Origin of the sequence: Aneurinibacillus tyrosinisolvens, assembly GCF_001015055.1 — a bacterium.
Classification (GTDB): Bacteria; Bacillota; Bacilli; order Aneurinibacillales; family Aneurinibacillaceae; genus Aneurinibacillus_A; species Aneurinibacillus_A tyrosinisolvens.
Window position 1 is genome coordinate 26039 of record NZ_BBWZ01000017.1, and the last position, 12310, is coordinate 38348.

At 44.2% G+C, this 12310-nt stretch carries 12 protein-coding genes and 3 pseudogenes; 12 read left to right on the top strand and 3 right to left on the bottom strand.

The genetic code is table 11. From position 1 onward, the window contains the following. The first annotated feature begins 346 nt into the window (after positions 1-346). From MBEAL2_RS31815 to MBEAL2_RS15560, 3 genes are all read left to right on the top strand, one after another. Positions 347-1561: a hypothetical protein gene (locus tag MBEAL2_RS31815; protein ID WP_047153195.1), complete on the top strand. Its 1215-nt coding sequence runs from the start codon at positions 347-349 to the stop codon at positions 1559-1561. A gap of 17 nt (positions 1562-1578) precedes the next feature. Further along, entirely contained in the window at positions 1579-2217 is a 639-nt protein-coding gene (srtD, locus tag MBEAL2_RS15555) for a class D sortase, LPxTATN-specific (protein WP_047153196.1), read from the top strand. Between the two features lie 101 nt (positions 2218-2318). Further along, complete coding sequence (locus MBEAL2_RS15560; RefSeq protein ID WP_047153197.1) at positions 2319-2774, top strand: endonuclease domain-containing protein; 456 nt, start codon at positions 2319-2321, stop codon at positions 2772-2774. Positions 2775-2809: 35 nt separating this feature from the next. On the opposite strand, the gene asd is transcribed toward MBEAL2_RS15560, so the two are convergent. After that, entirely contained in the window at positions 2810-3658 is an 849-nt protein-coding gene (gene asd / locus MBEAL2_RS15565; RefSeq protein ID WP_047153198.1) for an archaetidylserine decarboxylase, read from the bottom strand. Between the two features lie 207 nt (positions 3659-3865). Between asd and MBEAL2_RS30285 the strand changes: the two genes are divergently transcribed. Beyond that, a complete protein-coding gene (locus MBEAL2_RS30285; protein ID WP_161798218.1) occupies positions 3866-4039 on the top strand; it encodes an aspartyl-phosphate phosphatase Spo0E family protein in 174 nt (57 codons plus the stop codon). 159 nt (positions 4040-4198) lie between these two features. Continuing rightward, entirely contained in the window at positions 4199-4933 is a 735-nt protein-coding gene (locus MBEAL2_RS15570; protein WP_047153260.1) for an MBL fold metallo-hydrolase, read from the top strand. Between the two features lie 114 nt (positions 4934-5047). On the opposite strand, the pseudogene MBEAL2_RS34000 reads toward MBEAL2_RS15570, so the two are convergent. Together MBEAL2_RS34000 and MBEAL2_RS30295 are read right to left on the bottom strand one after the other, a co-directional pair. Continuing rightward, positions 5048-5137: pseudogene (locus MBEAL2_RS34000) on the bottom strand (hypothetical protein); the annotation flags it as partial. Positions 5138-5166: 29 nt separating this feature from the next. Beyond that, positions 5167-5462: pseudogene (locus MBEAL2_RS30295) on the bottom strand (YitT family protein); the annotation flags it as partial. Between the two features lie 87 nt (positions 5463-5549). Here MBEAL2_RS30295 and MBEAL2_RS15575 point away from each other — a divergent pair. The 7 genes and pseudogenes from MBEAL2_RS15575 to MBEAL2_RS15605 all read left to right on the top strand — a co-directional run bounded on the left by MBEAL2_RS15575 (position 5550) and on the right by MBEAL2_RS15605 (position 12296). Beyond that, on the top strand, positions 5550-6749 hold the full coding sequence (locus MBEAL2_RS15575) for a NupC/NupG family nucleoside CNT transporter (protein WP_047153199.1): 1200 nt from the start codon (positions 5550-5552) through the stop codon (positions 6747-6749). A 251-nt stretch (positions 6750-7000) separates the two neighbouring features. Further along, on the top strand, positions 7001-7588 hold the full coding sequence (locus tag MBEAL2_RS15580) for a glycerol-3-phosphate responsive antiterminator (RefSeq protein ID WP_047153200.1): 588 nt from the start codon (positions 7001-7003) through the stop codon (positions 7586-7588). Beyond that, complete coding sequence (locus tag MBEAL2_RS15585) at positions 7575-8267, top strand: HAD family hydrolase (RefSeq protein WP_052947753.1); 693 nt, start codon at positions 7575-7577, stop codon at positions 8265-8267. Before MBEAL2_RS15580 ends, MBEAL2_RS15585 begins: the two co-directional genes overlap by 14 nt. Beyond that, positions 8249-9288: pseudogene (locus MBEAL2_RS15590) on the top strand (ABC transporter ATP-binding protein). Before MBEAL2_RS15585 ends, MBEAL2_RS15590 begins: the two are co-directional and overlap by 19 nt. Next, on the top strand, positions 9285-10148 hold the full coding sequence (locus tag MBEAL2_RS15595; protein ID WP_047153201.1) for a carbohydrate ABC transporter permease: 864 nt from the start codon (positions 9285-9287) through the stop codon (positions 10146-10148). The pseudogene MBEAL2_RS15590 and the gene MBEAL2_RS15595 overlap by 4 nt, the downstream one beginning before the upstream one ends. Before the next feature lie 16 nt (positions 10149-10164). Further along, positions 10165-10992 (top strand): carbohydrate ABC transporter permease, encoded by an 828-nt coding sequence (locus tag MBEAL2_RS15600; protein WP_047153202.1) that lies wholly within the window; start codon positions 10165-10167, stop codon positions 10990-10992. Positions 10993-11015: 23 nt separating this feature from the next. Next, positions 11016-12296, top strand: coding sequence for an ABC transporter substrate-binding protein (locus MBEAL2_RS15605; RefSeq protein WP_047153203.1), 1281 nt, complete (start codon positions 11016-11018; stop codon positions 12294-12296). Positions 12297-12310 lie beyond the last annotated feature (14 nt).

The window sequence follows — 12310 nt, forward strand, 5'->3', positions numbered from 1 at the left end:
CTGCGGGGCCCAGATCGAATCCCGTATGTATTGTGTCCAACGATGTTATGGCTCACTCGTTTAAGCTGCAATAAGTGAGAAGGGAAAGTTGTCCGAAACCTGTGTTTAAAGCGGGCTCTTTTTTGTGTCCAAAAAGGATGAGAGCCATTTCAGCCTTCGGGATGATACGGCCCGGTACTTTGGTATGGCAAGAAATCATTCTGAAGTTCCCCATATTCATCCTGATTCCTGATATTTCCAGGAAAGATGGAGGCATACTAATAACTACAAATGTTTATCTGAATATTTTAAATTGATGAATTCAAGAAATTGTGAGGCTTCTTCACTTATACAAAGGGGGAGCAGAGTGAAAAAACGATGGCCAAAATTTATAATAGCCTCCATTCTAATGATAAGTGTTATGACCTTAAGCACAGCAATCTTCTATTACAATACGCATGTGTATGCGGAAACCATTCATGAGCAGGAGCTCAAAATCGATGGGGAGCGAAGTGAAGGCGGAAAAGGCCCCTTATTTTACTCAAACGATTCAGATGGAGTAAATCCTAGAAAAAATTGGGCGCCTGGAGAAACGGCAACAAGGGGCTTCATTATAAAAAATACTGGCAGCCTTGTTGGGCACCTGGAGAGAATCTACTGCAAGCCGGAGTATACCGGAGATAAGGAGGATAATGAGGAATTTGGCGAGCAAGCTGTTGTTTATGTTCAACTCATCCAACGTAAGGATGGCTACAAGATAGATGGGAACAAGTTTAAGGAATTAATTGAAAAAATGAATCGAGATCATGCTGCATTTGATGACCCTGACTTTTATAATCCTCCCCCCGATATTGAAAGAGCTATTTCTAAAGCAGGGGAGCATATTGATAAGGAAGTAAAAACAAACCGTGAAAATGAAGATAATGGTTTAAAAATTACTTCTCTTTATAGCGGGTTGCTTAAAAACCTATACAATAGGGAAGTTTCTGTTCTTGGCGGCAGCTATGAATTGAAGAGCGGAGAGGAGATGTACATAACGTACACCTTTCACTTTTTAAATTTAATACCTGATTCAAATAACAAGCTTCAAGGAAAAAAGGCGCAGCACTCGCTTCAATTTATTTTTTCCGCGCTGCCTGGTGGCAATCCGGGAGGCGGAGGAGATGGAGGCGGTGGCGGAGGCGAAAAGAACCCTCCGGGGGGCGGCGGTGGAACGGTTAAAGAACCCCCAGCTACAGATGACATAGTAAACCCACCGAATAATCCCCCGCCAGCCGAACCGGAAACACCGCCAGAAGAAGCTGGAGAACCGGTTCAACCAGGGGATAATCCGCCGAATGAGGAGCCAGGACAGCCTGCGGATCAGCCAGCTCCGCCTAAACAGTCGCAACAACCACAACAGCCACAACAGCCACAACCACAGCCACAGCAGCCATCGGGCGACAAACGCCACACAGGCAAAAAGCTGCCAGGCACTTCAACACCGTGGTACAACGTACTGGCGATAAGTGGAACGTCAGTATTTGCCCTGGCTGCTTATTTGGCATACAGGCGCAAAAGCGACAAAGACATGAAAATGTAAGGAAAGGAGAAGAAGGGATGCGTTTTTTATCTAAAAACAAAGTTCCTGTCTTTCTTCTTCTCCTCTCGCTTCTTACCTGTGGCTGGGCAGGCATAGAAATATACGTGCTTGAACATCGGGCAGATCAAAAGGTAAAAGAGTGGGAGAGCAAGCAGCTGCAGAAAGCGATTCAAATTCCACAAAATAGGACCCGAGCAACAGAAAAAACGGCGGAGGAAAATAAGAAAAAAGCTCATGCAAACATCGGGAAAGGGAATGTAATTGGTTTACTGGAGCTTCCTGTCTCCGATAAAAAGCTGCCGATTATAGAAGGAACAGATGAACGAAGTTTGTCTGAAGGGATAGGCCATTACGAAGGAACAGCTCTGCCGGGGGAGAAGGACAATGCTGTATTAGCCGGACACAGGGATACGGTATTTAAGAAATTAGGGGAAGTAAAAAAAGGCGACCTCATTCGTATCGAAACCGAGTCGGGGGTTTATCAATATAAAGTGTCGGACTATAAGATTGTAGACAGCGATGACACAACGGTTATTATGCCAAGTGATAAATCAATGGTAACATTAATTACGTGCTACCCGTTTCATTTTGTCGGTCCAGCTCCCAAACGGTATATTCTTTATGCTGAATTAGAGCGGCAGGGAGAAAATTTATAGGCCGGCCGACACCCTGCTTGTTTCAAGATTTTACCTCGCACCTGGGCAGCATTATCTATTTTTATTTTGCTCATACTAGGGAAAAGCGGAGGTATTATCTTATGAACTGGGAGCTATTTCTTTTTCTCTTTGCCCTGGGTGTCTCGTTTCTTACGGCAGCGGCGCTTAACACGAAGCGAGAAATCACAGGCACGGATTGGAGCCAACGCCGTAAATGCGGCAGCGCTGCCGAACATATTCTGTTCGATGAACTCGCCCGCCACGATTTCCGGATGCTTACTCAAGTTCCGGTTGGCAAGCGGCAAAAAGTTGACTTCTTTCTCCTTGACTATGACATAGCGATTGAAGTGGATTCCACTGTCTACAGCGATCCCGAGATACAAAATCGAATGAATCGGAAGGATACATCGGTTCGTGAAAAAGGATGGGAAGTCATTCGGGTTTCCGCAGCGGATGTCAGGCAGGACGTTGATGGGGTTGTATCGAAAATACTTACGGCAGCAGGCTGGTATGAGGAAGCTGAGTTGACAGCAGAACATGAGCCTGTACCTGAGTAACGCGTAACAGTCAGTAATAAAAGCCGCCATGGAATTCATTCCAGGCGGCTTTTTGTAGAGAAAGTCCCCAGTCTTTCCCCCATTTTTATGGTTATTCCTTCTTTCAGCTCACTGCTTAGTTCTACGGTAGATTCTTCAAACAATAAAATGACAGTAGAACCGAATTCAAAGAACCCCAGTTCCTCTCCTTTTTTGTATTGGGCGTGCATCTCCATCGAATGAACAAGCTCTTGTCCCCTGTGTTTGGAGTGGATATTGTCTTCATAGGCAATTTGAACACTTCCAACGATAAAGGCTCCGACTTTTACCAGAGCGATCTCACCGAATTCCGAGTCAATATACGTTGTAAGACGTTCGTTCTTTGTAAAAAGCCCGGGAACGTGAAGCACACCGATCTCATTGACAGGGTGAAGCCGCCCGGGAATGTAGTGGTAACCGGTAATTTTTCCGGATACCGGGATGTGAATGCGATGGTAATCCCTCGGGCTGAGATAAATCGTAATAAAATCGCCGTTGAGGAAACGCTGCGCCTTTTCTTTGCTGCCTAGCAGCTGTTCCACTGTATAGTACACGCCTTTCGCCTGTATAATGGACCCGTTCTCAATTTTTCCTGCCTGAGCAACCGTCCCGTCAACAGGGCTTACGATGCTTTCTGGGGCCGGATCGATGGGGCGTACACCAGGGGCAAGCTTCCTTGTGAAAAATTCATTTAAATTTTTATAGTGCTCCACCGGCTTTTCGATGCCGCTTATATCAATGCCGTAATGATTAACATAGCGCTTTATGAATGATTTGCTGAGCGGTGAACGCATTAGTTTTCCCGCAAGAGATGAGATCTGGTTTTGAGGGAGAAGGGTGATAATAGCCTTGGCTATTCTTTTCATTAGCTTATTCCTTCCTGATCAATATTACTTCCGCTCGATAAAGTATAAAACAACGATTTGCGCTTTGTAAAATTTATTTCCCATTGGATTAAATAATTTCGAGGAATGTCGTAATTTGTTGAGAAAATTTTGTGGTCTATCTCCCTCCTGTGATACATAATGGAAAATGCGTTAGCAAAGTCAATTGCTTTTAGGGAGAGATTAAAAGTGAATGAGGAAGCAGAGTTAAGGTTAGCTGTGGATGATCTAAAGAAGATTCTCGTGAAGACAACAATAGAACACGATTTCAACTTTCAGCATCCAAGCGTATTACACATTAGCCGGGAACTTGACCGCTTGATTTTAAAGGCAATGAAAGGTAAGGAACTTTGTCCTGTGTAGCCTTTCTTAAAGAAGATGCTGTTATTTAAGCATTTTCTTTTTTTTATAAAAAATATCTTGACAAATTTAAATAATTATGTTATAATTAAATATTTGTTGACTTTAAATGAAATGGCTTTTATTATAAGGATAGATTTACCCGTTGAGGAGGAGGAATTTATGAAAATTTCGGATGGTCTGGCCATGGTTGAATTAAAAATAGAGGCTTTCGGTAATCGTGCAACATTCAACCCGACACTCATTTGGGACGATGAAGGCGCGATTTTGATTGATGCCGGTATGCCCGGACAATTGGAGCAAATACGTGCGGCAATGAGCGAGGTCGGCGTCTCTTTCGCACAATTGAAAGCGGTCATCCTGACGCATCAGGATCTTGACCACATCGGCAGTCTTCCTGAAATCCTGCAAGAATGCGGCGAGCATATTGAAGTGTATGCGCATGAACTTGACAAACCGTATATTGAGGGAGCCTTACCGCTCATTAAAACGGATACAAGCCGGATGAGCAAAGAAGCGCTGGAATCGCTCCCTAAAGAGGCGCGGGCCTTATATGAAAATCCGCCCAAAGCGAAAGTAGATAAGACGCTGGCGGATGGCCAGGAGCTCTCCTTTTGCGGGGGCATTCACGTTATCTTTACTCCCGGCCATACTCCTGGCCACATCAGCCTCTATTTGCAGCGAAGCAAAACTCTTGTTGCTGGAGATGCCATGATAAGCTTGAATGGTACATTGCGAGGGCCTGTTCAGCAAACCACGCTCGATATGGATACCGCTCTTCGTTCCCTAGGGAAGTTTTCGGATTTTGACATTGAATCGGTCATTTGCTATCACGGAGGTTTATGTGCTGCGAATGTGAAAGACCAGCTCCAGCATCTTGAGGCTTACATAATGTGAATCTGTTTGTAGTATAGGAAAGCGCACGTTGCTTTAAAGTTGTAGAGAAAAAGACCGCAAGGTCAAAAACGTTAGAAAAAGGAAGGGCAGTCCACGCAGACTGGCCTTCCTGACCTAGCGGAAGGGAAAGGCAAGTAGAATGAATTTCCTTTTTTTCTTTTTTAATTCTAACCGGGTGATTACACAGAAAATAATTTTTTTATTATCTCCTGTATAAGCTCCTTCCCCGTTTAAATACGTAACCCCACGCCAACCCCCAAAATAATACCGCCAAACACAGCTGCCAGAAGAGGGTCTCCTGTTAGTCCGGGTACCGGCTTAAGAAATGATGTACCAACAGACATAACAGCGATGCCAAACAAAGTAGAAAGAGCAAAGGTTTTCCCGATTTGTTTATACCCTCGATAATATTATTGGGAATCAGAAAAATTTCCAGGCCTACGGAAAACAGTAAGCCGCCTAAAAAGATAAAGATAATTCTTTTAGCTAACCTATACCAGTATACCTTACAAATGTCCGGCAATTTAATTTCGGGAACAGATGAACAAGTTATAAATTCAATGAACCAGGGAACGATAAAAAGTAAATTCGGCATGGGGATTAAGGAGGAACTTCATTGTACTTTATTATTAACATAATTGGCATTATTGTTGTGCTGGTTATTGCCTATTTTTGTTCCAGGGAACGAAGGAAGGTTGACTTCACTTCGGTGCTTATCATGCTTGTTATCCAATTGCTTGTTACGTGGTTTATGCTGTGGACTGCAGTGGGCGGGAAGGTTATACAGGCTATCGCCAGCTTCTTCTTGTGGCTCATTAGCTGCTCGATGTCCGGTATTCATTTCGTCTTTGGGGATCTTGCTCCTACGAATGGACCTGCTTCCTTTTTTATCAGCGTGCTCATGCCAATTATTTTTATTGTGGCGTTCTTTGATATCCTCACTTATTTCGGTATCCTGCCCGCTTTAATTAACACGATCGGCTGGGTTCTTTCTAAAGTGACGCGTTCTCCCCGCTTTGAGAGCTTCTTCGCTACCCAGGTTATGTTTTTAGGAAACAATGAAGTACTGGCCATTACCAGAGACCAATTAAACAAAATGGATAACAGGCGGCTATTAACGGCTTGTATGCTCGGGATGTCCTGCGTTAGTGTTGGGGTTTTGGGCGGATACATGCAAATGATTAATCCAACCTACGTTTTAATCGCTATCCCGCTAAATGCAGTCGGAGCTTTGATCATTACGTCCATCATGAACCCTTATAAGGTGCCGAAGGAAGAAGATGTTGTCCATAACCCAATGAAATCCGGCAGGAGGAAGAATTTCTTTGACATGTTATCAGTGAGTATGCTGACGGGAGGAAGAATGGCCCTGATTATTGCTGCCATGCTGATGGGGTTTACAGCCTTAATTGCCTGCATTAATACCATCCTGGGGCTGATCCACGGGAATGCTTCACTGGAAAATATATTTGCCGTTATTTTTTCACCCTTTGCCTTCCTCATGGGGGTTACGTGGTCGCAAATCTTTACGGTTGCCCAGTTTATGGGTGAGAAGCTAGCCACGAATGAATTTATTGCAATGGGAAGTTTAAAACCGATCCTTCATACGTTAGACAGGCATACGGAAGCTACTATCTCTACTTTCCTTGTTTCCTTCTGTAACTTCTCAACAGTCGGGATTATCCTGGGAAGTGTCAGGGCGTTATTTTCTGAAGAGCAGGCCATATTTATTGCTGAAAACACGTGGAGATTGCTCGCTTCCGGTATTCTAGTTTCCTTTTTAACCGGGATGGTTGTAGGGCTGTTTGTCTGGTGATTTTCTGAAGTAAGGAACTGTTTTTTTTGATTTTTCCCGGTTGCTTTCACAGTCCCTTAACATAAATTAAGATTTACTTTATATTTTTCATAAACTGCCTTAATGAAACGAGACTACTATAGTAAGTGACAAGTAGATACACATTCGGGCGGAGAAATCAGAGAACCCCTAGTACAGTAAGCGCTCATCATGGGCTTTACTGTCACTATGGGTTCTTTTTCTTTCGTTCGCTAAAGGAGCTGGGCTTTTCTGTGAAGCAGCAGGCACTATATGAGCAAATTAGAACACACAGAAAAATTGCATCCGTTAAATATACGAAGCATTTAGAAAAGGCGCTTGAAAGCGATGTGAGCGGTGTCTTCTTACTCACAGGAAATATCGGAGTCATTAAGCGTTATGTGGATTTGTTCCTTTCAAGAGAACGGTTCGTCTTTCTTCATGTCGAGAAAATCGGCGGGCTTCAGGTTGACAGGGAAGGTCTTGAGTTTATTGCTTCTTATGTGAAACCAACAGGCATTATCAGCACGAAGAGTTCAACGATTAAGCAGGCTAAGAAGCTGGGCTTACGTACCATTCAGCGTGTTTTCCTTGTGGATACTGATGCCTTGCAGCATGGGGTTGAGATGTGTAACACCGTGCAGCCGGATGCAATTGAATTGATGCCGGGGATTATTCCGACCATGGTTGAGAAAGTTCGCACGTTAACAGATATACCGATTATTATGGGCGGCCTTATCTCAACGGCTGAAGAAATGAGAAAACCTTTAGAGCACGGAGCCATTGCCGTCTCAACAGGTAATCCGGATTTATGGGAGGTTAACCTGCATGGTGGCATCTGAAGCATACAAGACTCTTTTGTTTGATTTAGATGGAACGCTTCTGAACAGCCGGCTATCGGTAGTTGAGGCAACGTACAAAGTAGCCAGTTCCTACCTTCCGGGAAAATTGACGTTCGATGAGATTAACAGACGATTTGGCGAACCCTTTTCTTCATTTGTTCAGTTTACAGGCCTTCATCATTTACAGGATGAGATGCTTAATTCCTATATGGAACGAGTGAAAAAGAACCACGATTTGCTTGTCAAACCGTACCCGTTTGTTAAAGAAGGACTTACTCTGCTTCATAGGTTAGGGTACCAGCTGGGGATTGTAACAAATAAAGAGCGCGAACTGGCAGAAATGGGGCTCATCCTTCTGGATGCAGCCGATTTATTCCAGGCAGTTATATGTATAGAAGACGTGAAAACAGGAAAACCGGAAGCTGAGCCGATTTTAAAAGCAATGTCCATCATGCAATGCAATCCAAGGGAAACGCTTATGATTGGCGATACCGTTTTTGATATTCAGGCTGCTCTTCGGGCAGGGACCGCAAGTGCCCATCTTCAATATGAGGAGCATCCCCGCTCGAATCCCTTTCAGGCTACGTATTGTTTTCGGGATTTTTACGGTTTTGTTACATTTTTAAAGCAGTCACACAAAAGGAATAAGGAGGGCTCACTTTGTCGCAAGTCGCTTTGAGACAGGTTAGGAAAACGTTTAGTGGGAAGGATGTTATTCCAAATATTAATGTAACCATTCCTTCCGGTTCTTTTACCGTCCTTGTAGGTCCGTCGGGCTGCGGGAAATCGACGACGCTGAGAATGATAGCCGGGCTTGAGCATCCAACCAGCGGCGAAATCGTCATTGATGGCCAGAAGGTAAACCAGCTTGATCCGGGCAAACGGGATATTGCCATGGTATTCCAGAACTACGCATTGTATCCTACCATGACGGTAAAAGAGAACATTGAGTTCGGGTTGAAAAATCGCAAGGTCCTAAGGCGGAGCGAGAGGAAATGATTAAGGAAATGGCTGAAACAGTCGGCTTAACGGATTATCTATCAAGAAAACCTTCTGAATTATCAGGGGGCCAACGGCAAAGGGTAGCCTTAGCTCGTGCCATGGTTAAGAAGCCAAAGGTTTTCCTAATGGATGAACCGTTATCGAATTTAGATGCACAGCTTCGCCAGCAAATGCGTTTTGAGTTAATGGAACTACATCATAAATTAAAGGCAACTTTCATTTACGTGACCCACGATCAGGTTGAAGCCATGTCGATGGGAAGCCAAATTGTCATTATGGACAAGGGAAATATTCAACAAGCTGCCGCTCCGATGGAAGTGTACCACGAGCCGGCAAACGAATTTGTAGCCCGATTTATTGGAAGTCCACCGATGAATATTTTTTTGGCTGATGAAGTAGGCATTGACTTGAATGTTGCAGCGAAAGTAGGTATTCGTCCGGAACATATGAAATTGCATACGAACGATGAACTGCGGATGAGCAGCAATCCGCTTTACATCCAGGGGACCATCATTGCTAAGGAACTGCTGGGATCAGAAACGCTGTATTATGTGGATTCCTCCATTGGGCGATTTGCGGTCAAGTCCCATGGTGAACAGGCGGCGTATGGAAATCACGTTCAAGTAGAAATACCCGCAGGCTCGCTTCATATTTTTGATGAAAATGGGGTTCGCCTACGGGAGGTTATAAAGGTATGAGACGCTGGGTTCCTTATCTCTACACGACACCGGCGATTGTCATCTTCCTGCTGTTTTTTATTTACCCGATCATTTACATGATTTATCTTAGCTTTACATCGTGGAACCTGATTAGTCCAACCAAAGAGTTTGTAGGTTTTGAAAACTATAAAAGTCTATTCCAGAACCCGGAGTTTTGGACAGTCCTATCCAATACGGTTATTTATACCGTGTTAACCGTTGTCATATCGGTTGCTCTTTCCTTGCTTTGTGCGATTTGGTTAAACCGGAAAGGCTGGATTTTCCGGTTTTTGCAGGGGGCTATCTTTAGTCCTTACGTTATCTCCCTGGTTTCCATTTCACTTCTCTGGATGTGGATGATGGATCCGCAGTACGGTTTGTTGAACTGGGTGCTCTCCCTGGTGGGTCTGCCTCCATCCAAATGGCTGGCTGATACGGGGTCTGCTCTCTATTCTCTTGTACTCGTGAATGTGTGGAAGCATATTGGCTATAACACGCTTGTGTTTATTGCGGGATTACAGAGTATCCCGAAGGAAATTTATGAAGCTGCACTGATTGACCGCACCCCCTGGTGGAGGAAACTGACACGAATTACGATTCCGATGCTGTCACCGACATTATTCTTTCTTCTTATTATTAATACGATTAACTCGTTTCAAGTGTTTGACAATGTGCAAATTATGACGCAAGGCGGACCGGTCAATAGCACCAATATGCTGGTGTATTATGTTTACCAGTACGGTTTTGACTTCTTTAAGATTGGATACGCCTCAGCGGCAGGAGTCATCCTTCTTCTGTTAGTGGCACTTGTGACTGTTTTCCATTTTAAATTCTTATCTAAGCGTGTCCATTATCGCTAACGCGGGAGGTGAAGAAATGAATGTAGTGCGATTGGCATTTAAAGGGATAGAATGGTTCGGGTTTGCCCTCGTCGCTTTGATCTTTCTCTTTCCGTTTGTCTGGATGATATTAACTTCCGTAAAAAGCCTGGACGAGGCAACCGTCTTCCCGCCGAAGTGGATCCCTCACGTATTCCACTGGGAAAACTTTGTTCATGCATGGCAAGCGGGTCCGTTCATGAACTATTTTATGAATAGTATTCTGGTGACGTTTGGGATTCTCCTGCTCCAGTTCGCCACGGGAATCCCGGCTGCTTACGCCTTTGCAAGGTTTCAGTTTAAAGGTTCTAAACTATTGTTTGGCCTTACCTTAATTGCTCTCATGATTCCACCCCAAATCACGTTTCTGCCTGTTTTTATACAGATGAGCGGTTGGGGATTAGTTAACACATATGCCCCGCTTATTTTGCCGTATGCCGCGAGTGCCTTTGGGATTTTTATGCTACGCCAGTCCTTCATGCAGGTGCCGGAGGAGCTTCTCGAAGCGGCGCGGTTAGACCAGGCAAGTGAGTGGAAGGTTTTATGGAAAATCATGGTCCCAATGGCTCGGCCTGTTCTTGTGACGTTTGGATTGTTCAGCTTTATTTACCATTGGAATGACTATTTCTGGACACTCGTTATGGCGAATCAGGATTCGGTTCGGACACTGCCCGTCGGGATCGCAAGATTAAAAGCGTCTGAAGGGGGGGTGGCCTGGAATATCGTGATGGCAGGCAACATGATTTTAGTCATACCGATTCTGCTTATCTTTTTCTTTGCACAACGCCAAATCATTAAAGCATTTGTTTATTCAGGAGTAAAATAAAAAATTACTTGGAGGCTTATAACGTGAAAAAAGGCATTCTTTCTGTACTTTCATCCGTACTCTTACTTGGAACGGTCCTAACAGGCTGTGGTTCTGCACCTAGCACAGGCACTGCTTCAGAAAAACAGGCAAATTCACCGAAAGAAGCGACAAGCATTGACTTCTGGTATGCGATGAGCGGAAAAAACGGTGAAGTCATCAAGAAGATGGTGGATGACTTCAACCATTCACAGAAGGAAGTCAAGGTTAATGCTTCCTTCCAGGGTGACTATTATCAAAATCACAGTAAAGTAATGTCTGCCATTGCCGCCGGGAATCAGCCCGATGTAACACAAATCGAGGTGGCTTCTATGGCCTCTTTTGCAGATAATGGAGCATTAGAAGACTTAACGCCATATATAAAGGATAAGGAAGATTTCGTTCCGGGATTACTAGGAAACTCTAATTGGAAAGGCAAGTTCTACGGTGTTCCATTTAACCGTTCAACTCCAGTTCTTTACGTAAATAAAGACAAATTAAAAGCTGCAGGGTTAGATGAGAACGGCCCGAAAACGTGGGATGAACTAAGAACCTACGCTGCGAAACTGTCTAAAAAAGGACAGGAATGGGGATTCTCTACACCCATCGACATCTGGTTCTATGAAGCGATGGTGTTTGAAAATGGCGGGAAGTTCTTAAGTGAAGACGGAAAACAGGCTCTCTTCAACTCTCCTAAGGCAATCGAGCCGATTGCCTACTGGAAATCGCTCATCGACCAGGGAGCGATGAAAATGCCGCCGGGTGCCAAGTACGATGCCTGGGAAGTCGCCGAAAATGACTTTGTAAACGGGAAAGTAGCGATGATTTTTGATTCTACAGGAAGTTTAAACATGCTTCTCGATAAGGCGAAATTCAATGTCGGAACAGCCTTCTTACCAAAGAAAGAAAACTATGGGGTAGCTGCCGGCGGAGCCAACCTGGTTATGCTTGCTAAATCCGAGAAGAAAGATGCGGCCTGGAAATTCATTAAATATATGACAGACAAGGAACAAACAACCACTGTGGCGAAGAATACAGGATACATGCCAGTTCGTCAGTCTGCAATTGAAAGCCCGGAGATGAAGCAATTCTTCACTGAGCATCCACAGTTCAAAGTAGCCGTCGATCAACTGCAATATGCTCAGCCTCGCCCAGCATCGCCTGGATATAAAGAATTACAGGAAGTCATTATGAATGAAATCCAACGTGCCATTTTAGGTCAGGCTACTCCGGCAGACGCACTGAAGACAGCAGCAGACAAAGGAAATCAATTGCTGCAAAAATAAAGAATAAAAGAAAG

Bases quoted from the DNA above. Each gene is read 5' to 3' on its own strand.
- srtD (WP_047153196.1), top strand. From the start codon at position 1,579: ATGCGTTTTTTATCTAAAAACAAAGTTCCTGTCTTTCTTCTTCTCCTC.
- MBEAL2_RS15560 (WP_047153197.1), top strand. From the start codon at position 2,319: ATGAACTGGGAGCTATTTCTTTTTCTCTTTGCCCTGGGTGTCTCGTTT.
- asd (WP_047153198.1), bottom strand. From the start codon at position 3,658: ATGAAAAGAATAGCCAAGGCTATTATCACCCTTCTCCCTCAAAACCAG.
- MBEAL2_RS15570 (WP_047153260.1), top strand. From the start codon at position 4,199: ATGAAAATTTCGGATGGTCTGGCCATGGTTGAATTAAAAATAGAGGCT.
- MBEAL2_RS15585 (WP_052947753.1), top strand. From the start codon at position 7,575: ATGGTGGCATCTGAAGCATACAAGACTCTTTTGTTTGATTTAGATGGA.
- MBEAL2_RS15595 (WP_047153201.1), top strand. From the start codon at position 9,285: ATGAGACGCTGGGTTCCTTATCTCTACACGACACCGGCGATTGTCATC.
- MBEAL2_RS15600 (WP_047153202.1), top strand. From the start codon at position 10,165: ATGAATGTAGTGCGATTGGCATTTAAAGGGATAGAATGGTTCGGGTTT.